General features: G+C 68.9%; 19 protein-coding genes. 5 read left to right on the forward strand and 14 right to left on the reverse strand.

The window, feature by feature from the left end; translation table 11 throughout:
- Positions 1–325: 325 nt before the first annotated feature.
- Positions 326–745: an OsmC family protein gene (locus NDR87_RS13170; protein ID WP_251912403.1), complete on the forward strand. Its 420-nt coding sequence runs from the start codon at positions 326–328 to the stop codon at positions 743–745.
- A 151-nt stretch (positions 746–896) separates the two neighbouring features.
- Positions 897–1,781 (forward strand): alpha/beta fold hydrolase, encoded by an 885-nt coding sequence (locus NDR87_RS13175; protein WP_251912400.1) that lies wholly within the window; start codon positions 897–899, stop codon positions 1,779–1,781.
- Here NDR87_RS13175 and NDR87_RS13180 read toward each other — a convergent pair.
- Positions 1,762–2,280, reverse strand: a complete 519-nt coding sequence (locus NDR87_RS13180; RefSeq protein WP_251912397.1) for a MarR family winged helix-turn-helix transcriptional regulator — start codon at positions 2,278–2,280, stop codon at positions 1,762–1,764. The genes NDR87_RS13175 and NDR87_RS13180 overlap by 20 nt on opposite strands.
- A 61-nt stretch (positions 2,281–2,341) precedes the next feature.
- Here NDR87_RS13180 and NDR87_RS13185 point away from each other — a divergent pair, with 61 nt between their 5' ends.
- Positions 2,342–3,478 carry a questin oxidase family protein gene (locus tag NDR87_RS13185; protein WP_251912395.1) on the forward strand — a complete coding sequence of 379 codons (1,137 nt, stop codon included), beginning with the start codon at positions 2,342–2,344 and terminating at the stop codon, positions 3,476–3,478.
- Here the strand turns inward: NDR87_RS13185 and NDR87_RS13190 are convergent.
- The 10 genes from NDR87_RS13190 to NDR87_RS13235 all read right to left on the reverse strand — a co-directional run bounded on the left by NDR87_RS13190 (position 3,475) and on the right by NDR87_RS13235 (position 12,623).
- Entirely contained in the window at positions 3,475–3,669 is a 195-nt protein-coding gene (locus NDR87_RS13190; protein WP_251912393.1) for a DUF6011 domain-containing protein, read from the reverse strand. The genes NDR87_RS13185 and NDR87_RS13190 overlap by 4 nt on opposite strands.
- A gap of 69 nt (positions 3,670–3,738) precedes the next feature.
- Positions 3,739–4,779, reverse strand: coding sequence for an NUDIX domain-containing protein (locus NDR87_RS13195; protein WP_251912643.1), 1,041 nt, complete (start codon positions 4,777–4,779; stop codon positions 3,739–3,741).
- On the reverse strand, positions 4,779–5,903 hold the full coding sequence (locus tag NDR87_RS13200; RefSeq protein WP_251912392.1) for a glycosyltransferase family 4 protein: 1,125 nt from the start codon (positions 5,901–5,903) through the stop codon (positions 4,779–4,781). Before NDR87_RS13200 ends, NDR87_RS13195 begins: the two co-directional genes overlap by 1 nt.
- Positions 5,900–6,871, reverse strand: a complete 972-nt coding sequence (locus NDR87_RS13205) for a phosphatidylinositol mannoside acyltransferase (RefSeq protein ID WP_251912390.1) — start codon at positions 6,869–6,871, stop codon at positions 5,900–5,902. Before NDR87_RS13205 ends, NDR87_RS13200 begins: the two co-directional genes overlap by 4 nt.
- Before the next feature lie 10 nt (positions 6,872–6,881).
- The gene (gene pgsA, locus NDR87_RS13210) at positions 6,882–7,553 is read right to left on the reverse strand and encodes a phosphatidylinositol phosphate synthase (RefSeq protein ID WP_251912388.1); all 672 of its coding nucleotides are present in this window, start codon (positions 7,551–7,553) and stop codon (positions 6,882–6,884) included.
- 1 nt (position 7,554) lies between these two features.
- Complete coding sequence (locus NDR87_RS13215) at positions 7,555–8,157, reverse strand: HIT domain-containing protein (protein WP_251912386.1); 603 nt, start codon at positions 8,155–8,157, stop codon at positions 7,555–7,557.
- A 5-nt stretch (positions 8,158–8,162) separates the two neighbouring features.
- Entirely contained in the window at positions 8,163–10,202 is a 2,040-nt protein-coding gene (thrS, locus tag NDR87_RS13220) for a threonine--tRNA ligase (RefSeq protein ID WP_286013518.1), read from the reverse strand.
- A gap of 533 nt (positions 10,203–10,735) precedes the next feature.
- Complete coding sequence (locus tag NDR87_RS13225; protein ID WP_251912383.1) at positions 10,736–11,449, reverse strand: (2Fe-2S)-binding protein; 714 nt, start codon at positions 11,447–11,449, stop codon at positions 10,736–10,738.
- Positions 11,450–11,582: 133 nt separating this feature from the next.
- The gene (locus NDR87_RS13230) at positions 11,583–12,191 is read right to left on the reverse strand and encodes a DUF4126 domain-containing protein (RefSeq protein WP_251912381.1); all 609 of its coding nucleotides are present in this window, start codon (positions 12,189–12,191) and stop codon (positions 11,583–11,585) included.
- Between the two features lie 45 nt (positions 12,192–12,236).
- Positions 12,237–12,623, reverse strand: a complete 387-nt coding sequence (locus tag NDR87_RS13235; RefSeq protein ID WP_251912379.1) for a hypothetical protein — start codon at positions 12,621–12,623, stop codon at positions 12,237–12,239.
- Positions 12,624–12,683: 60 nt separating this feature from the next.
- Here NDR87_RS13235 and NDR87_RS13240 point away from each other — a divergent pair, with 60 nt between their 5' ends.
- On the forward strand, positions 12,684–13,892 hold the full coding sequence (locus NDR87_RS13240; protein ID WP_251912377.1) for a DUF885 domain-containing protein: 1,209 nt from the start codon (positions 12,684–12,686) through the stop codon (positions 13,890–13,892).
- Positions 13,893–13,898: 6 nt separating this feature from the next.
- Here the strand turns inward: NDR87_RS13240 and NDR87_RS13245 are convergent, their stop codons facing one another.
- Together NDR87_RS13245 and NDR87_RS13250 are read right to left on the reverse strand one after the other, a co-directional pair.
- On the reverse strand, positions 13,899–16,127 hold the full coding sequence (locus NDR87_RS13245; protein ID WP_251912375.1) for a bifunctional SulP family inorganic anion transporter/carbonic anhydrase: 2,229 nt from the start codon (positions 16,125–16,127) through the stop codon (positions 13,899–13,901).
- A 298-nt stretch (positions 16,128–16,425) separates the two neighbouring features.
- Positions 16,426–18,663: a SulP family inorganic anion transporter gene (locus NDR87_RS13250; protein ID WP_251912373.1), complete on the reverse strand. Its 2,238-nt coding sequence runs from the start codon at positions 18,661–18,663 to the stop codon at positions 16,426–16,428.
- A 310-nt stretch (positions 18,664–18,973) separates the two neighbouring features.
- On the opposite strand from NDR87_RS13250, the gene NDR87_RS13255 reads away from it, so the two are divergent.
- Positions 18,974–19,684 carry a MerR family transcriptional regulator gene (locus tag NDR87_RS13255; protein WP_251912371.1) on the forward strand — a complete coding sequence of 237 codons (711 nt, stop codon included), beginning with the start codon at positions 18,974–18,976 and terminating at the stop codon, positions 19,682–19,684.
- Positions 19,685–20,015: 331 nt separating this feature from the next.
- Here the strand turns inward: NDR87_RS13255 and NDR87_RS13260 are convergent, their stop codons facing one another.
- On the reverse strand, positions 20,016–20,864 hold the full coding sequence (locus NDR87_RS13260) for a hypothetical protein (protein WP_251912369.1): 849 nt from the start codon (positions 20,862–20,864) through the stop codon (positions 20,016–20,018).
- Positions 20,865–20,870: the final 6 nt, after the last annotated feature.

A 20,870-nucleotide genomic window follows, 5' to 3' on the forward strand; every position in this document is an offset into this window, starting at 1 on the left:
GGCCGGAGCTACCGCACAGCAGCATCGAATGCCCGCTACAGCGGGTACACCACCAGCAGCTGCGCCCAGTACGTGGCGGCGTCATGCCCCAGGTAGGGCAGCAGAAAGTCGTAGAGCAGGTAGGACATCGGCATGGGTTGCTCACCTCCAGGGATCGGTTTCACCACACCCGGCGCGCGGCAAACCGTTTCCGACCATAACGGATCATGAGACTCCTCACACGAGGTTCGCCGGTGGGGCCGGTGAGTCGCCGCCCGACCACTTCGAAGGTATTGCGGCACATCGCATTTCATAATGAATCCGCAGGTCGTATAGGGTCGTGCCCATGACGGACAACTCGCGATCCGTGCGGATCGAGCGCACCAGCACCGGCCGCTACCGCGCCACCAACGCCCGCGGCGGCGAGATCGTCTTCGGCTCGGGTGACGACGCCGATTTCACCCCTGTCGAGTTGTTGCTGGCCGCCCTGGGCGGCTGCACCTCGATCGACGTCGACATCGCCACCAGCCGCCACGCCGAGCCCACCGAGTTCACCGTGACCGTCGGCGGCAACAAGGTCGCCGACGACCTGGGCAGCCATCTCACCGACCTCGAGGTCCGCTTCCACGTCACCTTCCCCGAGGGCAAGGGCGGCGACGACGCCCGCACGATCCTGCCCCGCGCGGCCCGCACCTCGCACGACCGGCTGTGCACGGTGAGCCGCACGATCGAGATCGGTACGCCCGTCGAGGCGGTCGTGGACTGATCCCGGCGGGGGGCGCGCTGGAAACGGGGCAGCGCGCCGGAAAATTGGGGCGGCGCACCGAGAATCGAGGGCAGCGCGCCGGAATCCGACGGCGTCATGCCGAAAATTTCTGGAGCATGCGGGGATTCGGGGCGAGTGGCATGGTGAGGGCGTGGAGTTCGAAGAGATCGTCGTCGAGACCGACCGCCTGAACTTCCCCGCCCTGGCGGCCGGTGACGGCCCGGTGGTGGTGTGCTGGCACGGATTTCCGGATCATCCGGCCACCTTCGGGCCGCTGGCGGAACGTCTCGTGGCCGCCGGTCGCCGGGTCGTCGCCCCGTTCCTGCGCGGTCATCACCCCGCCACGGCCACCGAGCTCACCTATGCGGGCGGTATCACCCTGGCCGCCGATGCCGCGGCCGTAGCGGCCGCACTGGACCCCGCGGGAGTCGACATGATCGGCCACGATATCGGCGCGGGCGCGGTGGCCCGGGTGGCCGCCGCCTGGCCCGAACGACTGCGCCGCGGCATCACGATGGCGGTCCCGCCACCGGCGACTCTGCCCGCGCTGTTGACCGATCCCGCTCAGCTGCAACGCTTCTTCTACATCTGGCTGTTCCAGGTCCCCGCCGTCGCCGAGCAGATCCTGACCGCCAACCGCGACCTCATCGACTACCTCTGGTCCACCTGGTCCCCCGGCCTCGACCCCGGCGACCACCGCATCCGAATCCACCGGCTCTACGGCGATCCGACCCTGCTGGCCAACGCCCTCCGCATCTACCGAGCCAACTTCGACCCGGCCCTGCACGACCCGACCCTGGCCCATCTGGCCCCGAAAACCGAAGCCCCCGCCCCGATCCCGCTGCTGGCCCTCGCGGGCGCGAACGACGGCTGCATCCCACCCTCCGCCTACGCCACCGCCACCTCCGGCCTCGCCCCCGGCTCCCGTCTCGAAATCATCGACGCCGCAGGCCATTTCATCCATCTCGACCAACCGGACGCGGTGGCCGAACTGGCCCTGGAATGGTTCGACACGCTCAGTCGCGCCAGTTCCTGATCTCGTGTGCCCACGCCCGCAGTCCCGCCGCGAATCCGGCGCGCTGCTCGGCGGTCAGCGTCGCCATCGCGGCCAGTAGGGGTTCCGCGCGGCGGGCCAGGAACGTCTCCATATGCTCGCGCCACTTCGGTTGCAGCGCAACGAGAGTGCGGCGGCGATTGGCCGGATCGGGCTGGCGGGTGACCCAGCCCGCCCGGTCGAGGTCGCTCACGAGCTCGCTGACGGTGGACAGCGCGAGCCCCATCCGCCCGGCCAGTTCGCCGACGCTCGACGAGTCCTCGGCCACCAGCTGCACACACACCGCACCGTGCCGGGAGGTCAGGCGATGCGCGAGAAACGATTCGTTGTGCTCGGCGGGCATATCGGCCCGCGCCTTCTCGAAGAAGGTCGCGATCAGCGGCATGAAGCCGATCACCTCGGTGATCTCGGCACGGCTCGGAACTCTTGGCGCACTTGGCCTGTCGGTTGCGGACTCGGCGGGCAGTGGCTTGTCGGGCATGGACCCATCCTATATATTCGGAAATGCGAACTATTCGTGTATCCGAATATAGGGGGTTGTGGTGATCACCTACCACGACGCTGTCAACGACGCCCTCGAACGTCTGGACGATCTGGGCTACGAACGCGCTCTCGGCGGCGGCGATCTTGCCAATCACGGACCGATGGGCGCCGAGGCGCTGGCCGTCCTCGGTCACGGCGACGCGGTGCCGGAGTGGATCGAGGTGTACCGCAATGCCGCCCCGCACCACGACCCGCCCGTGCCCTATCAGCGGCTGGACGGCAGCGACGAAGCCGACTGGCGGTCCGCGCTCGGCGATATCGCCCGGGCGGGCGATTTCGAGGAACTCTTCGGCCGCGAGATCGCCGAGGACGGCTGGCAGGCCGTGCTCATGCGTTGGTGGCCACGGCTGCTGCCGGGCCCGATGACCGGGCTGACGCACGGCCTCATCCGCACCGCACATGCGGTGCGCGGCCTGGCGGCAACAAACGAACCCACCCCGCTGCAACTGCGCGAGCTGGCCCGCGGTCTCGGCTACTGGGCCGCCCGCTTCGTCGGCGCGCCCGGGCGCGGCCACCTGGTCGGCGCGTTGCCGGTGCCCGCGGCGCTGGCCGCGGTGCCCCGGCTACCCGATCCGCCCCGCAACCCGCGAGAAGGGTTGGCGCGCATGCGTGACCCGCATTCGATGCCCGGCTACGCCGACGCCCTCGACGTGCTCGCACCCGATCACATCGATCGGCTGCTGTCGGATATGACGGCCAACTACGCGGGCATCTGCGTCGCCCATTCCGCCGGTGGGTTCCCGATTCCGTTGCTGCACGGTGTCACCGCGCCCGCCGCGGCCCGGCTCGTCCTGCCTCAGCTGCCTCCGGAATGGCACGCGCCGACGGCGGCCGCGCTGTGGCAGGCGCAGGTCACCCTGCTGATGATGATCACGACCGGCCGCGACGGCGAAGACACCGCACTGGCCCGGGCCCAGCGGGCGGAGGTACCCGCCTGGGACGAATTGATCGGCCGCGCAGTCGATCACGGCGACGAACACGTCATCAAGTTCACCGAGGCATGCCTGCGCGAACACAGCCTGCGCCCCGACCCGCGCTACGCCTGGGCGGTCGATATCGCCCAGCGACTGATCGAACGGCCCGACGATCCGGCGGGCTCGGCGGTCGCGGTGCGCTTCGGCCGTCCAGCGGACTAGCCGCCCCGCACGACGCCGATATCGAACAGCGTCAGCTCCCGCGCCGCGGCCGCGCGCTGTTCGGAGTCTTCGCGCACCGCACAGGTCGGCCCGATACCCTGGGCCACCGATTGCGCCGAGACCAGCCAGCCGTGGCAGCGGCGGCAGTGCGTGACAAGTCTGACCGTGGGCCGGTCGTTGATGTCGGCCATATCGTTCCCCTCCGGCCGTCGAGCTGGTTACACCACCGAAGCTTGACATGGGGGACCGACAACTCCGGCTCAGCGGATCGAGCGGACCTCGGGTTCGTCATCGCTGCCGATTGCCGCGACGGCCTCCGGGAGCAGGCGGTCGAGGTGGTACGGATAGACCGTCTCGCCGATCCCGTCCAACTTCACGATGTCCTCCGGAGTGCACCACCTGTGCGCGCTGACGCAGCGGCGTTCCCAGACCGTGGGGTCGGCGGGTTTGGGGTCGAAGGATTTCTTCGCGCGGGCGACGAAGAACAGTTCCTCGGAGCGGATGAGTTCGCCGTCGAAGGGGAAGACGGCGACGCGACGCCAGATCGGGCCACGCAGGAAGGTGGAGTCCAGGGCGTAGCCGGTCTCCTCCCACAGCTCGCGCACCGCGGCCGTGCGCAGGGTTTCGCCGGGTTCGACGCCGCCGCCGATGGTGAACCAGAACGGCATCTCGGGGGTCTGCGGATCGTGGCCGCGCATGAGCAGGATGCGGTCCTGCTCGTCGAGCAGCACCACCCGCGCCGAGGTGCGCACGGTGTCGACCTCGAGGCCGGTGCTGGCGGCGGGGGTGACGCGCTCGGCGATCTCGAAGTAGGTCGGCAGCGGCGCGGTGCCGCCGAGGTGCAGCAGGCGGACCAGGCGGCGGGTACGCAGCGCGAGGGTGTCGCGCACGGCGTCGTTGTGGAAGCGGCGGGCGATCAGCACGCGGGCCTCGGCGTCGGCCAGTTCGGCCACCAATTGCGGTGGCAGCAACGAGATGTCGACCGCGGCGAGGGCGGCGGCCAATTGGTTTTCGGCGGTCTCGCGGTCGGCCCACTCGGCGCGCTCGGCCCGATCGGCCAGCGCCTGCAGGCGTTTGGATTGATCGGCGTCCGCCGGATCGGAGCCGTTCAGGGTGATGGCCACCGATCGCGCCACCACCGCGCGCCGGGCCAGCGCGGCCTCGAGGGCGTGGCGAGCCTGATCGCCGCGCACGTGCAGCCGGTCCAGTCGATTGGCCGTGGAATAGGCCCAGACACCGGCGGCGACGATCAGGGCCGCGATCAGGGCGAGGACCAGGATGGTGGTCGCGGAGAAGGTGATCATCCGGCGACCCGCACGCGAGTGTCACCCACGGTCACGGTCTCGTAGACGCGCAGGATCTGTTCGGCCACCACCGGCCAATCGTATTCGCCGACCACCTGATTGGCGGCGCGCACCAGTTCCGCGCGCTCATCGGGATCGTCGAGCAGTTCGTTCAGCGCCCGCGCCAGGCGGGTGGAATCACCCACGGGCACCAGCCGTCCCGCCTTGCCGTCGCGCAGCACCCGGCGGAAGGCGTCCAATTCGCTTGCCACCACCGCGGTTCCGGCGGCCATCGCCTCCACCAGCACGATGCCGAAACTCTCCCCGCCGATATTGGGCGCGCAGTACACATCCGCGCTGCGCATGGCCGAGGCCTTCTCCGCATCCGACACCTGGCCGAGGAAGCGCAGATGTCGCGCGTGCTCGCCCGCCTCGCGGCGTAACCGCTCCTCGTCACCGCGCCCGACGATCAGGATCTCGACCTGCGGATGCCGCCGCACCACCTGCGGCAGCGCCCCCAGCAGCACGGCCATCCCCTTGCGCGGCTCGTCGTAGCGGCCCAGGAACAGCACCGTCCCTCCGGCGCGCGGATAGCCGTCCAGCAGCGGCGCGTGCGCGAACGCGGGCACGTCCACACCGTTGGGGATCTCGACCGCATCGCTGCCCAGCGCCTCGACCTGCCAGCGCCGGGCCAGCTCCGACACCGCGATGCGGCCCAGGATCTTCTCGTGATACGGCCGCAGCACGCCCTGAAACGTGCTGAGCACCAACGACTTCGTGGTCGAGGTGTGAAAGGTGGCAACGATCGGCCCGTCGGCGATCTTCAGCGCCAGCATGGACAGGCTCGGCGCGTTCGGCTCATGAATGTGCAGGACATCGAAGTCGTTGTCGGTGATCCAGCGCCGGATGCGGGTATAAGCGGTGGGCCCGAACGACAGTCGCGCCACCGACCCGTTGTACGGAATCGGCACCGCCTTCCCGGCCGACACCACGAAATCCGGCAGCACCGTCTCATCCGACGCCGGAGCCAGCACACTGACCTTGTGCCCCCGCTCGATCAACACCTGCGCCAACTCGACAACGTGCGACTGCACCCCGCCCGGCACATCGAACGAGTACGGGCACACCATGCCGATCTTCATAGCGCTCCCCCGAGAGTCGCCTGCGCGGCGGCGATGCGGGCGCGGCGGGCGTCGGACAGGTCCGATTCCCACAGCGGCTGCAGCATGTGCCAATCGGCCGGGAACTGGGCGATATTCGCCGCGAACCGGTCGGCCAGGGCCTGGGTGGCCGCCGCCACGCCGCCGGAAACATCCAGGGGGGCCTCGGTTCGCAGGCCCCAGCCTTCGCGGCCCTGCTCGTCCACCGTGAACCAGGCGTGTACCGGCATGAGCGCAGCCCCGGTCTCGATCGCCAGCTTCGCCGCCCCGGCGGGCATCCAGGTGCGCTCGCCGAAGAATTCCACCGGCACGCCCCTGCCGGTCAGATCCCGCTCCCCCATCAGACAGACAATCTTGTTCTGCCGCAACCGATCCGCCAGCTGCGGGAAGGGCGGCTGCTCACCGCCGGTCAGGGGGAACACCTCGAAGCCCAGGCTCTCTCGATAGGCCACGAACCGCTCGAACAACGATTCCGGACGCAGCCGTTCGGCGACCGTGGCGAAGGTCCCGTAGTGCTGCACCAGCCACATCCCGGCCATATCCCAGTTTCCCGAATGCGGCAGCACGAACACCACACCCCGCCCCCGCGCCAGCGCGGCATCGAGATGTTCGATGCCCTGCGGCGCCGGCATCAGCGGCGACTTCGCCAGCGCCGCATGGTCCATGGTGGGCAGCCGGAACGCCTCACGCCAATAGCGCGCGTAGGAGCGCATACTCGCGCGCACCAGCTCGTCGGGCACCGTCATCGGCGCCACACCGAGCACGCGGGCCAGATTGCGCCGCAACTGATTCGGCTCACCGGTGCGATGGCTCGCCCGGTTCGCGCGCCGCGCCGCCCAATCGCCGCCGCGGTCGAACAGCCGCCGCGCGGTGCGCTCGGGCAGTCCCCGGACCAGCCGCCATCCGGCCGCATATGCCTTGTCGGTCATAGCGGATTTCAGATCCGTCATGCGGCGTCCCCTATTTCGTGGTTCCGGGCTCGACCCTGCCCGGCGGGGTGATCACGTCCCGGGCCCCGACCGAGTTGCGCACCGCCAGCACCCGCTGGAACACGGTCACGATGCTCAGCACGGCCAGGATGTACATGGCGACGTAGACGGCGTAGGTGAGCCATTCGATGCCCCAGTGCCCGCCGATGCCGGTGAATCCGGCGCCCACCAGGACGATCACCAGCCGGTCCGGGCGCTCGATGAGGCCGCCGTCGGCCGACAGCCCGCTGGCCTCCGCGCGCGCCTTGGCATAGGAGATGACCTGCGAGGTCACCAGCACGATCAGCGTCGCCAGGAACAGCTGCTTACTGTGCTCGTTGTAGACCGCCCACCACGCCAGCGAGCCGAAGATCGCGCCGTCGGCGACCCGGTCGCAGGTGGCGTCCAGCACCGCACCGTATTTCGTGCCACCGCCGCGGGCGCGGGCCATCGCGCCGTCGAGCATGTCGAACATGACGAACAACCAGATCACCATCGTTCCCCAGAACAGGTGATCGGTCGGGAACAGCGTCACCGCGGCCGTGATCGAGGCCGCGGTGCCGATCAGCGTCATCGCATCGGGCGTGAGCCCGGTACTCACCAGCGCTTTGCCCAGGGGCGCAGTCGCTTTGGCGAACGTCTCACGACCGAAGAAGCTGAGCACGCTACTCGGTGTCCTTCCAGGCTTCCGCGAGCAGCGCCCGCGTCTCCCGCAACAACTGCGGCATCACCTTCACCCCGCCGACGACGGTGATGAAGTTGGCATCCCCGCCCCACCGCGGCACGATGTGCTGATGCAGGTGGTCGGCGAGCGAACCGCCCGCCACCCCACCGAGATTCAGGCCGACGTTGAAACCCTCCGGGCGCGACACCTTTTTCATCACCCGAATCGCCTGCTGAGTGAACGCCATCAGCTCGGTGCTCTCCTCGATCGTGAGGTCCTCGAGGTTGGCCACCCGCCGATACGGCACCACCATCATGTGGCCGGGGTTGTACGGATACAGGTTCAGCACCGCGTACACCCACTGCCCGCGCGCGATCACCAGGCCGTCCTCGTCCGACATCTTCGGAATATCGGTGAACGGATGACCGCTCATCCGTTCAGCGGTGCCCGCGGGACCCTCTTTTCGCGCATTGCGGTCGGCGGTCGCACCGGTGATATAGGACATCCGATACGGAGTCCACAAGCGTTGCAGGCGATCCGGATCTCCGGCGCCGGTATCCACGATCTCGCCTGCCGAATCTTGTTCAGACACAGCCTCATCCATGATGCTCATGCTCCACCGGTCCGGATCTGGAAGCCATCCGCGGTCGGCGAGGCGTTCTCGCGGCGGCGAATCCAGTCCACGATGGTGGCGACCGCGTGGGCGACCGGCACGCCGTTGACCTGGGTGCCGTCGCGGAATCGGAAGCTCACCGCGCCCGCGTTCACATCGCGCTCACCGGCCAGCAGCATGAATGGCACCTTCTGCGCGGTGTGGTTGAAGATCTTCTTCTGCATGCGGTCGTCGCTGCGGTCGACCTCGGCGCGCACGCCCTCGTCGCGCAGCCGCTCGATCACCTCGTCCAGATGCGGGGCGAAGGTCTCGGCGACCGGGATGCCCACGACCTGCACCGGCGACAGCCACGCCGGGAACGCACCGGCGTAGTGCTCGGTGAGCACCCCGAAGAAGCGCTCGATGGAGCCGAACAGCGCGCGGTGGATCATGACCGGCCGCTGCTTGGTGCCGTCGGAGGCGGTGTATTCGAGTTCGAAGCGCTCGGGCAGGTTGAAGTCGAGCTGAATGGTCGACATCTGCCAGGTCCGCCCCAGCGCGTCCTTGGCCTGCACCGAGATCTTCGGACCGTAGAAGGCCGCGCCGCCCGGATCGGGCACGAGCTCGAGGCCGGAGGCGTGGGCCACCTTCTCGAGGGTGGCGGTGGCCTCCTCCCAGATCTCGTCGGAGCCGACGTACTTGTTCGGGTCCTTGGTCGACAGCTCCAGGTAGAAGTCGTCCAGGCCGTAGTCCTTGAGCAGCGACAGCACGAAGTTCAGAGTGCTGGTCAGCTCCGCGTGCATCTGCTCCTTGGTGCAGTAGATGTGCGCGTCGTCCTGGGTCATGCCGCGCACCCGGGTCAGGCCGTGCACCACACCGGACTTCTCGTAGCGGTAGACCGAGCCGAATTCGAACAGCCGCAGCGGCAGTTCCCGATACGACCGGCCGCGGGCGCGGAAGATCAGGTTGTGCATCGGGCAGTTCATCGGCTTGACGTAGTAGTCCTGGCCGGGCTTGCGGACGGTGCCGTCCTCGTTGTACTCCGCGTCCAGGTGCATGGCCGGGAACATGCCGTCGCGGTACCAGTCCAGGTGGCCGGAGACCTCGAACAGCTGGCCCTTGGTGATGTGCGGGGTGTTGACGAACTCGTAGCCCGCGTCGACGTGGCGGCGGCGCGAGTACTCCTCGAGCTCCTTGCGGATGATGCCGCCCTTGGGGTGGAACACCGGCAGGCCCGAGCCGAGTTCGTCGGGGAAGGAGAACAGGTCCAGTTCCAGGCCGAGTTTGCGGTGGTCGCGCTTCTCCGCCTCGGCGAGCAGGTGCAGATACGCGTCGAGCGCGTCCTGCGATTCCCACGCGGTGCCGTAGATGCGCTGCAGGTCCTCGCGGTTCTGATCGCCGCGCCAGTAGGCGGCCGAGCTGCGGGTGAGCTTGAACGCCGGAATGTATTTGGTGGTCGGGCAGTGCGGGCCGCGGCACAGATCGCCCCAGACCTTCTCGCCGGTGCGCGGGTCGAGGTTGTCGTAGATGGTCAGCTCGGCGCCGCCGACCTCCATGACCTCCGGATCGTCGATGCCGGACTTGTCGGAGATCAGCTCCAGCTTGAACGGCTCCTTGGCCAGTTCGACCCGGGCCTCCTCGACCTCGACCACCCGGCGCGAGAACCGTTGCGCGCCTTTGATGATCTTCTTCATCCGCGATTCCAGCTTGGCCAGATCCTCCGGGGTGAAGGGGCGCTCGACCTGGAAGTCGTAGTAGAAGCCGTCCTTGATGTAGGGGCCGATGCCGAGCTTGGCCTCGGGGAACTCCTGCTGCACGGCCTGGGCCAGCACATGCGCGGCCGAATGCCGGATCACGTTGCGGCCGTCGGGCGAATTGGCCGGAACCGGCTCGACCTCGACATCGACCTCCGGCGCCCAGGACAGGTCCCGCAGATTGCCTTCCGGATCGCGCACCACGATCACCGCGTCCGGGCCCTTGTTCGGCAACTCCGCCTCGCGCAGCGCGGCGCCCGCCGTCGTCCCCGCCGGCACCCGAACGAGGGCGGCTGAGGTCATGCGGGCTGAGGTGGTCACGGCTGCGCTCTCCTTGACATATTCGTGCGGGCTTTCGCCCACGATTCGCGTGCTGCGGGATTTCCGCCATCCGGACGTGCGTCCAGGCCGAAGCCACATGTGCTCCGGCGCGACCATGCTATCGGGACGCCGCCAACCGCGCGCCGATGGCCATCCCCCACCGGCCACACAGGTTCCGTGGCACGGGCCACATCTCCCGACGACACCGCGCCACATTCCTTCGCGGCACCGCCTCCGCATTCGCGGGAAGCCACCGCCGGGAATTCCACTCGGCACCGCCTTCTGAATTCTGCGCAACCCCGCCTTGGAATCCCGGCGACACCACCTTCGCCTCCCGAGCAGAGCCACCTTCACGTTCCCAGCAGCACCACCCTCGCGTTCCCAGCAGCACCACCTTTACGTTCGCGGCGGCACCCCGTCGCGTTCCCGCCGGCGTCACTTTCGCGTCCCCAGCAAAGCCACCCTCATGTCCCGGCAGCACTACCTTCGAAGTCCCGGTGTGCTTTTCGCCGGGATCACCCCCGCAGCGCAAGCTCCGTCAGCAGGGCGTGCCGCTCGGCGGCGGGGCGCTTGGGGCAGCTGGTGCACATCTGGCAGCCGGGCACCTCGAAGACCAGGCAGCAGGAGATCCGCCGGACGAAGGTGCGCTCCTCGATGTCGACGAACCGCGGCACGGGTAACCGCCCGGCCACCTCGTGCGCCAGCCGCGATCCGACGGCCGGATTCCCGGCATCGATGGCTCGGTTGCCGATGGCGTCGGCGACGATCGCCCACAGCGAGGGGATTCCGGCCCCGCTCACCTCGGCGACGGCCGGAATGATGCGGCCCAGCGTCTTCCGCAGCGCAACACCGAGGCTCACCTCGGAATCGGCATCGTCGGAACAGCATTCACCCTCGGCATGCGCGGACTCGCCCTCGGCCGTGCCGGGATGCCGGCCGTCCCACTGCACCGGCAGGACGCGCTCCACACCCCCGTCCGGCCGGATCTCACACAGAATCTGCTCCAACTCGGGATTGGGCACCGGGCGGTCCTGCGCGAGGGCGGCGGTGATCGGATCGACCAGTGACGAGGCGGCCATACACCACCACAGCGTCCCCGACACCCGCGAGTCCCCCGTCCCCCACGAGATCCCCATATCGGCGATCCGCTCGGCCAACCACCGCGGATAGGTCAGCATGGTCCCCGGCACCAACGTGCCCGTCACCACCGACCCCGCAACCATGTCCATCCGTCTCCGATCCAGGCGAATACTTCCGATTACCACCCTGACACGCCCGCGCCCCATCGGCCAGGAATGTCCGTGAGCAGGCGCTTCAGCGTAGGTCCTGTCCCGCCCCGCGCGGCGCAGGCACGCCCGGATCTCATCGCGCCCCGCCCGGCTCGAGCTCCCCTCGTCGACGCCTGCCGCGCAGCCATCGACCAGCCCGCAACGCCAGCCAGCCCAGCCCGGCCAGCAGCACGAGGACGGCCACGAATGCCACCACCGGCACCGCCAGCGCCAGGATCGTGAGCACCAGCGAGGTCCCGTCCTCGGCAGTCGACACCACCGGATTCCCCACGCCCGCAGTCGTTCCCGTGACGAACGGCCGCGCCACCGCCCGCCCGGCGTGCACACCGCCCGCGGTCACGGCACCCAGCACGGCCGCGGCAACGGGCGAAAGATTCGCCGACATCCCGGCCTCGGCGGTGAACAGAATCGCCCCCGACACCGGAGCCACCAGCGTCCCGATCCCATGCAGAACCGAATCCACCGCCGGAATCTTGTCCCCCACCAGATCGAGCAGGAACAGCACCCCCACACCGATCAACGCGGGCGTCGACGACAACCACCCGTACGATCCGCCCAGATCCACCCAGCCCAACCGGTCCGCGACACCCACCACCAGCAGCGGCAACCAGGCATTGAGCCCCGCCGCACCCGAAAGTCCGAAGGCCCCGAGCACCGCCCCCACGGCCGATGAGATCTCCATGCCACCAGTGTGCCGCCCACAACCCGAACCGGACCGATATCGCGCCTAGACGTCGTTGCGCCGCGCCCAGTCCGGCAGCGTTTCGATCGGTCCGTCCAAGGTTTGCCCGATCGTGCTCTGGCTCGCCTCCTCCAGAGTGTCGGGCAACCGTTCGAACGTGGCAGGCAGAACGTCCAGCCCCGCACACACTTGCCGACCGTCCCGCATCGTCACCAGCACCAGGCAGCGCCAATGCGGCGAGAACCGCGGCCGCTCCTCCAGGTGGTGCGCCAGCACGGGCCGAAGGTAGTGCGTCGCCTCGTGGTCGACATGCCGCTCCAGCCACTCGACCGGCGCCCTCCCATTCAGACCGAGCACGGCCGCTTCTTCCTCCAGCCGCATCAGCTCGGCAGTATCGACCGCCTTCACCGTCAGCGGAACCTTCGACCCCATAACGCGATCCTGCCAGCCAACCGCCCTGCGCGCACCGGACGAGCCGGGCAGAGTGGATATGTGGACGTGGCTCATGACTATGCCCTGCTGGCCCTGCGGGTCGATCGGCTGGTGGCCGAACACCCCACGGGGAGTTGGATTCTGGATTATCGGGGGCCCGAGCAATGGCGGACTCGGGTGGCGGACGAGCCATTGGCGAAGCCCGCGGATCTGGTTCGGGCCGCCGCGGATCTGGAGGCCGCCGTTGCCGCCGGGGATCCGGCTCTGGCGGAACAGATTCGGGCGCTGGGCACCGTCGCGCGACGACTGGCCGGGGAGCGGTTGTCGCTGCCCGAACAGGTGCGGGACATGCTGGGAATCGACGCCGAGTGGATTGCCGATGAGGTGTTCGAGGAGGCCCATCGGTTGCTGGACGAGGCCCTGCCCGCGACAAAAGGCACACTCGCCCAACGGTTGCACGCCTGGCGCGCCGCGCACAGCCTACCCGCGGGCCGGTCGGATCGGCTGACCGATCTGATCCAGCGCGCGGTGACCGAATCCCGGCGCCGGGCCGAGAAGTTGCTGCCGTTACCCGACAATATCGATGTCACAGTGGAATTCGCGCCCGGTCCGTTCCGCGGGTTGTACCGGGGCGGAACCGGGGGCACCGTGTACGTCGATCCCAATCTACCGTTCAACCTCGCCGATCTGTTCTATGTCGTTGCCCACGAGTCGATTCCGGGACATATCTGCGAGTTCATGCTCAAACAGCTCCACCAGGGTCACCGCCCCGACATCCAGGTGCGCTTCATGCCGTCACCGGCCTACGTGGTCTCCGAAGGCATCGGACTCCACGCCCCCCAGCTCCTGTTCCCCGGTGACGAGGCCCAACGCTGGCTGCTCGACAACATCGAAGAGCTCCAACCCGATCCGAGCAACTACGCGAAAATTCAGCACGCCCGCAACATCCTCTGGGGCGCCTACTGCAACGCGGCCCTCCTCCTCGCCGACGCCACCCCCTGGCCCAAGGTCCGCGACTACTTGGCCGACACCGCCCTGATCACCGACGACGAGTCAACCTTCATGCACCCCTTCCTCACCACCCCCTTCACCGAGTCCTACATCTTCACCTACTACCACGGTTGGCGCCTGCTACGACCACATCTGCAGAACCCGACCTTCCTGCACCGAGCCCTTACCGAACAGCTAGCGGTCTCATCGCTCCAGTCAAGCCGCGGTAACGGCGCGAGTCCGGTTGCAGAGCAACCGGACTCGCGCCGTAGGGAATGAAACGGATCAGGCGTGCACCGCCACCGCCTTCTCCCCCGCGTCCACGATCTCGGCGATGCCGTCGGTCGTGACCTCGAGGACGCGGGCCGTGCCGATGTCGAAGTACAGGCCGGACACCTTGACGCCGCGTTCGGTGATGGCCTGCTGCACGACCGGGTGGCCGTACAGGGTTTCCAGTTGGACGGCCACGTTGACCATGGCCAGCTGGGCGACCTGGTCGTAGCCCGCCGCGGCGGCGGCGCGGACCACGGGGTGACCCGCCCGGAAGCGGTTCAGGGTGGGGCGGGCGTGGGCCAGCCACTCGTCCAGACCGGGGCCGAGGGGGCCGCCGGTCAGCAGCGCCTGCATCGCACCGCAGCCGGAATGGCCACACACCACCACATTTCGCACGTCCAGCTTCTGCAGCGAGAAGGTGAGCGCGGCCTCGACCGAGTAGTCGGAGCGGTCGGCGGGCACCAGGTTGCCGACGTTGCGGACGGTGAACAGGTCACCGGGGCCGCTGTTGGTGATGACGTTCGGGACGATGCGGGAGTCGGCGCAGGTCAGGAACAGCGAATGCGGATCCTGCCGGTCGCGCAGCTCGTCCAGGTGCGGCCGTACCACGTGCGCGTGGCTGCGGTGATAGGCGGCCACGCCGTTCTCGAGCGCGTTCTCGTCGCGTTCGCGCCACGGGCCCAGCACGTCGTCGAGCAGGCCGCGGGCGCGGCCACGCTGCGGCGGGCCGGCCATGGCGTGCTCCATCCGGGCGGGGCCGATCTCGACGAATTCCACGGTGCCGCCGGTGTTCTCGTGCTGACGCGCCCAGTCGTGGATGGCCTCGTAGGCGGCGTGATCGAGGAAGTCGACCGTCAGCTCCACCAGCACATCGGTACCCGCGGGCACCTTGGCGAACTGCGCCGACAGCTTGGGCAGGGCCAGGAAGGTGCAGGTGCCGTCGATGCTGACGATCCAGCGGTCGGTGCCGGTCACCGGACCCGCGACCACCGAAACCTTGACCACGCGCCACAGCAGCAGCACGAACGCCAGCGCCAGGCCGATGAGCACGCCCTCGAGCAGGTTGAGGAACACCACGCCGAGCACGGTCACCGCGTAGATCGCCAGATCGCCGGTGCGCCGCGCGAGCTTGATGTGCCCGATCTTCACCAGCTGCACACCGACCACGATGAGCAGACCGGCCAGCGCCGACTTCGGAATCTGCTGCACCACACCGACCAGCGCGATGGAGAACACCAGCACCCACACGCCGTGCAGGAATGCCGAGGCCTTCGTCTTGCCGCCCGCGGCGACATTGGTGGAGCTGCGCACGATCACGCCGGTGACCGGCAGGCCGCCGAGCAGGCCGGAGGTCATATTCGCCGCACCCTGGGCCATCAGCTCGCGGTCGAGGTTGCTGCGCTCGCCGGTGTGCAGCTTGTCCACCGCCACCGCGCACAGCAGGCTCTCGACGCTGGCGATCAGGGCGATGGTCAGCGCCGCCAGCGCCACCGGACCCCAACCGCCGCTGGGGATTTCGGGCAGGCCGATGGCGTCGAAGAGCGAGCCGTCGAACTTGATCCGCTCGGGGTCGCCCGGCCACACCAGCGACAGCACCGTGCCGACCAGCACGGCCACCAGCGGACCCGGGATCAGCTGCACCCGCTTGGGCACATACCGCCAGGCCAGGATGATGCCGATGACCACCACGCCGATGAAGAAGTCGTCACCGTGCAGGCCCAGCAGCTGTCCCGGTAGCTGGGTCACGTTCTCCCAGGCCGAGCTGCGCGAGGACCCGCCCAGCAGCACGTGGGCCTGCTGCAGTGCGATGGTGATGCCGATACCCGCGAGCATGGCGTGCACCACGACCGGTGCGATCGCCAACGCCGCCCGCGCGATCCGGCTCAGACCGAAGATCAACTGGAGCAACCCCGCCGCGACGGTGATGAAGCAGGTGGTCTTCCACCCGAATTGATGGATGGTCTCGGCGACCACCACGGTCAGGCCCGCGGCCGGACCACTGACCTGCAACGGCGAGCCGCCGAAGATGCCGACCACGATGCCGCCGACCGCGGCGGCGATCAGCCCGGCGGCGATCGGCGCGTCGGAGGCGACGGCAATACCCAGCGAAAGCGGTAGGGCGACAAGGAAAACCACGATGGAGGCGGGCAGATCGTGGCGGGTGATCAAGGACAACCGGTCGGACAGAGATGGCCCCGGCGGTGCGGAGTGGCGTGGCCTCGTGTCGGTGTCGGTGGACATATTTCTCCTTCGCCGGAACAGGTGGGGCTGCCCCGGTGGGTCGAACATGTTCTCCAGGCATCGAGCTCTGCTTGCCGGAACGACGCTGTTCCGACAAGCACCCGGAAGTGAGGGTCAGATTAATAGTAAAGACTTAGCAAAGCCTGAGGAAAGCTTATTTATCGTTGCTTACTTTCGACACGCCGAGTGAGTGTCTTCACACGCCGACCAGCGCCGATATAACAACGCCCCGGGAGCTCACCCCGGGGCGTTGCCCGACCTGCCGCCGTCCGGCCGTCGCCCCCGGCCGGACGTCCCCCTAGACCGGCAGCGCCGTGACCCGACCGTGCGCGACGCCGGGCCGGGCGGCCAGCGCGACGTCGTCGATCTCGGCGATTCCGTCGACCCTGATCTCGATGACCCGCGCGGTGGCGATATCGAAGAACAGCCCCGACAGCGCCACCCTGCGCTCCAGCACGGCGCGGCACACCACCGGATGCCGCGCCAGCGTCTCCAGCTGCACCGCCACATTCACCATGCCCAGCTGATCGATCTCACCGAATCCGCCCGCGGCGGCCGCCACTGCCACCGGATGTCCGCGGCGGAAGCGCTCCAGCGTGGGCCTGCCGTGCGCGAGCCAGTCGCGAAGCCCGGAATCGGTGACGTCCCCGTGGAACAGCGCGGCCATCGCCCCACAGCCCGAATGCCCGCACACCACCACCGAGCGCACCCGCAGCTTGTCCAGCGCGTACACCAGGGCCGCCTCGACCGAGGTGTCGCGGCCGTCGGCGGGAATCAGATTGCCGATGTTTCGCACGGTGAACAGGTCGCCGGGGCCGCTGCTGGTGATCACGTTCGGCACGATCCGGGAATCGGCACAGGTCAAAAACAGCGCGTCCGGATTCTGGGCGTCACGCAGTTCACCCAGATGCGGGCGCACGAGATGCGCGTGACTGCGGTGGTAGGCCGCGACACCGGCGACGATCGGATCCACCCGCGCACTGCGCCGCCACGGGCCGAGCACCTCGTCGAGCATCCGGCGGGCGTGTCCGCGCGCGGGCGGCCCGGCGGCCAGATCGGCGATGCGCACCGCGCCCATCTCCACGAATTCCACCGTGCCGCCGCCCATTTCGTGCTGTTTCGCCCATTCGTGCAGCGCGTCGGAGGCGGCGTGATCGAGGAAGTCGACGGTCATCTCGACAGTCACGGTGGCGGTCGCGGGCACCCGCGCCAGCTCGGCGCTCAGCCGCGGCAGCGCCAGGAATGTGCAGGTGCCGTCGATGGCCACCAGCCACCGACCTGTACCCGGCACCGGCCGGGCGACGATCACCACCCGCACGACCCGCCACAGCAGCAGCGCGAAGGCGAGCACCAGACCCACCAGCATGCCCAGCAGCAGATTTCCGAACACCACCACCAGAACGGTCGCGGCATAGACGATCAGATCACCGGTGCGCCGCGCCGAGCGAATGTGGGCCAGTTTGACCAGCCCCATCCCGATGACGATGAGCAGTCCGGCCAGCGCCGCCTTGGGGATCTGCTGCACCACACCCACCAGGGCGACGGCGAAGATCAGCACCCACACCCCGTGCAACATGGTCGAGGCCTTACTGCGCGCCCCCGCCTTGACATTGGTGACGCTGCGCACGATCACCGCCGCGATGGGCAGGCCGCCGAGCAGGCCGCTGGTCATATTCGCCACGCCCTGGCCCATCAGCTCGCGATCGAGATCGGTGCGGCGCTCGGGCCGCATGCGGCCCACGGCGACCGCCGAGAGCAGGGTCTCCACGCTGGCGATCAGCGCGATCGTCACCATGGTCAGCCCGATCGCGACCCAGCCGCCGTGCGGCAGGCTCGGCAGCGCGAGATCGTCGAACAGCGAGCCCTGCAGCGTGATGCGCTGCACGGTGGTCGGCAGGACCAGCGCGAGTCCGGTCGCCACCACCACCGCGACCAGCGGTGCGGGCACCAGGCGCAGCGCCGCGGGCAGATAGCGCCAGCCCAGCATGATGGCGATGACCACCCCGCCCAGCACGGCGTCGCCGCCGCTCACCGACATCAGCTGATGCGGCAGCTGCACGATGCTCTCCCACGAGGAGCTCAGCGATTCACCGCCCAGCAGCACATGCAGCTGCTGCAGCGCGATGACCACACCGATCCCGGCCAGCATGCCGTGCACGACCACCGGCGCGATGGCCAGCGCGCCGCGGCCCAGCCGCCCGAATCCGAACAGGATCTGCAGCACGCCCGCGCCGACGGTGATGAAACAGGTAGCCGCCCAGCCGAATTGGTGAATGCTCTCGGCCACCACCACGGTGAGGCTGGCGGTGGGACCACTGACCTGCAGCGCCGAGCCACCGAGCAATCCGGCCACCAACCCCCCGACCGCGGCCGCTATCAACCCCGCCGCCACCGGCGCCCCCGCCGCGACGGCGATGCCGATCGATAGCGGCAGGGCGACCAGGAACACCACGATGGAGGCGGGCAGATCGTGGCGTAATAAGGCGGCGAGACCGGGAAGCGAGGTCCTGCGGGCCGGGTCGGTGTCAATCGACATATTTCTCCTTCGCCGAACCGGCGGCCGGTTCGGTTCATCGGTGGAACATGCACTGGCATCGAAGCGGGCGGAACAGCGGTGGAGCTTCCGAGCACCCCTCGAACGGGAGGGTCAAGATCAATCGTAAAGAGTGAGCAAAGATCTTGGAAAGCATTTGTAGTAGGATCTGTTCGGAAGCTATCAAATTGTGATCTACATCACAAACCAGCTGATCACCCCGGTCCGACGGACATCGAGCCGCCAAGGTACCCAACGACTTTGCCGATAATCGCTACATGTCGCAGCAGACCGCACGCTCGAGACAACAGCGGTGAGCGAGCCCGCGCAGCAGTGGCGGCCGATCGACCTGGCTCGCCTGGCAGGCATCTCCCCGCAACAGATCCGCAACTACGTCGATGCGGGCATCCTGCCGTCGGTCACCCGCACGCCCGCCGGATATCGCCGATTCGGGGCCCGACACGCCGCGGCGCTCCAGACCTTTCGCGGCCTGCTCGTGGGGTTCGGCCCGATCGCCGGACGGGAGATCATGCAGGCCGTGCACGCCGGGGATCTCGATGCCGCGCTGGCCGTCGTGGACGACGCGCACGCCGCGCTGCGCGAGCAACGCCGATCGCTGGATGCCACGGCCGAGGCGCTCGCGGCGCTGGCGAATCAGAAACCCACCGCAACCCCACGATCGGGGCTGCGCATCGGCGAGGTCGCCACCCGCCTCGGCGTCCGCGCCTCCGCGCTGCGCGTGTGGGAGGCCGAGGGCCTGCTCACCCCCGGCCGCGAGCCCGGCACCGGCTACCGCGTCTTCGGTCCGGCCGACGTCCGCGATGCCCAGGTCGTGACCGTCCTGCGCCGCGGCCACCACCGCTTCGACCAGATCCGCCCGATCCTCGACGATCTGCACCGCACCGGCAGCAGCTCCGCCCTGCGCGCGACCCTCGCCCGCCGCCGCACCGAGCTGACCGCACGCGCCCGCGCGATGCTGGCGGGCGCCGCCGAATTGCACCGATACCTTTCCGAATACGGCTGAGCGCGCTCAACCCGCACACGGCCCAGCCCGGGGTACCCGAGCAACCGGTTGCAGTGCGTGCAGGCCGAGCGGGTGGCGGGCCGCCAGGGGTCCGACCGCACAACGCCACCAGCATGATCGCCATCCAGGCCGAGTCGCCACAACGCCCTGTGCGGCCGCACGGGGCTGCGGCATCCGTTCCGGCCGAATCCGTGCGGGCGGGGGCGTCACCGACATGTACAGCTCGGCGAATTCGACCAAGTGAGCGGAGCGGTTGTCCACCGCACGCGACCCCGTCCGGCCGCTCCAACGGCTGACCCAGCCTCACCGCTCGGCGCGGCGATCCGTTCGGTCAGGCCAGGGTCAGCTCGTAGCGATGGAATCTCGCCGCGATGTCCAGGCCCGCGATCGCCAGGGCCGAACGGGCGATGGCGTCGTCGGCCTCGTACACCCGCAGCACCAGGACATGCGGCAGTTCGTCGTGCAGTTCGACGATCAGCGCGCCCACCAGCGAGGCGAGTGTGCGGGCATCGCCGATGCGATACGAAAAGCCCTCGGTCACATTGATATACGCCTCGCTGCCGACGATGGAGGTGGCGATCGTGGCCACCGGATCACCGGCCGGGCGACCCGGTAGCGCCACGACCATGATCTGCCCGAGGGGATCGGCGGACTCCGCCAGCGCCTGCAGCACACAGCCCGGCCGCCCCTCCGCACACAGCTCCGGCGGGATCATCCAGCTGCGCGGCTCGGCGGTCCACAACCGGGCGTATTCGTCGGTCATCCGCGCGCCGAGGGCGACGGCCGCCAGCCCCTCCGGCCCGACATCGGCGCCCTCCCAGGACAGCGATTGCAACCCGGCCACCCGCGCCTGCTGCGCCGCGCCCGCGATCAGCGTCCGGACGACCGACTCCTCCTCCCCCGTGGCGGCCTCGAAATCGTAGTGTCCCAATCGTATTCGCCGGACATAGCGAGCCGCGTACAGCACCTCCGCCCAGGCGCGGCCGGGCCCGTCGCGGCGCAGCTCCGCCCAGCCCGCCAACTCCCCGCCGCGGCGCGCGGCGACGATGCCGATCAGGTCCGAGTCGTCGGCGGCCGGGGCGATGTCCTCGAGCTCGGGCTCACCGGCCATCCCGGCGAGCTCGCAGGCCAGCCGCAACCCCGTCCCCGGGTGTCTGTCCCATTCGAGCGCTAGGTCCACATTCGC

This window comes from Nocardia sp. CDC159, assembly GCF_023740735.1.
Lineage (GTDB): Bacteria > Actinomycetota > Actinomycetes > Mycobacteriales > Mycobacteriaceae > Nocardia > Nocardia pulmonis.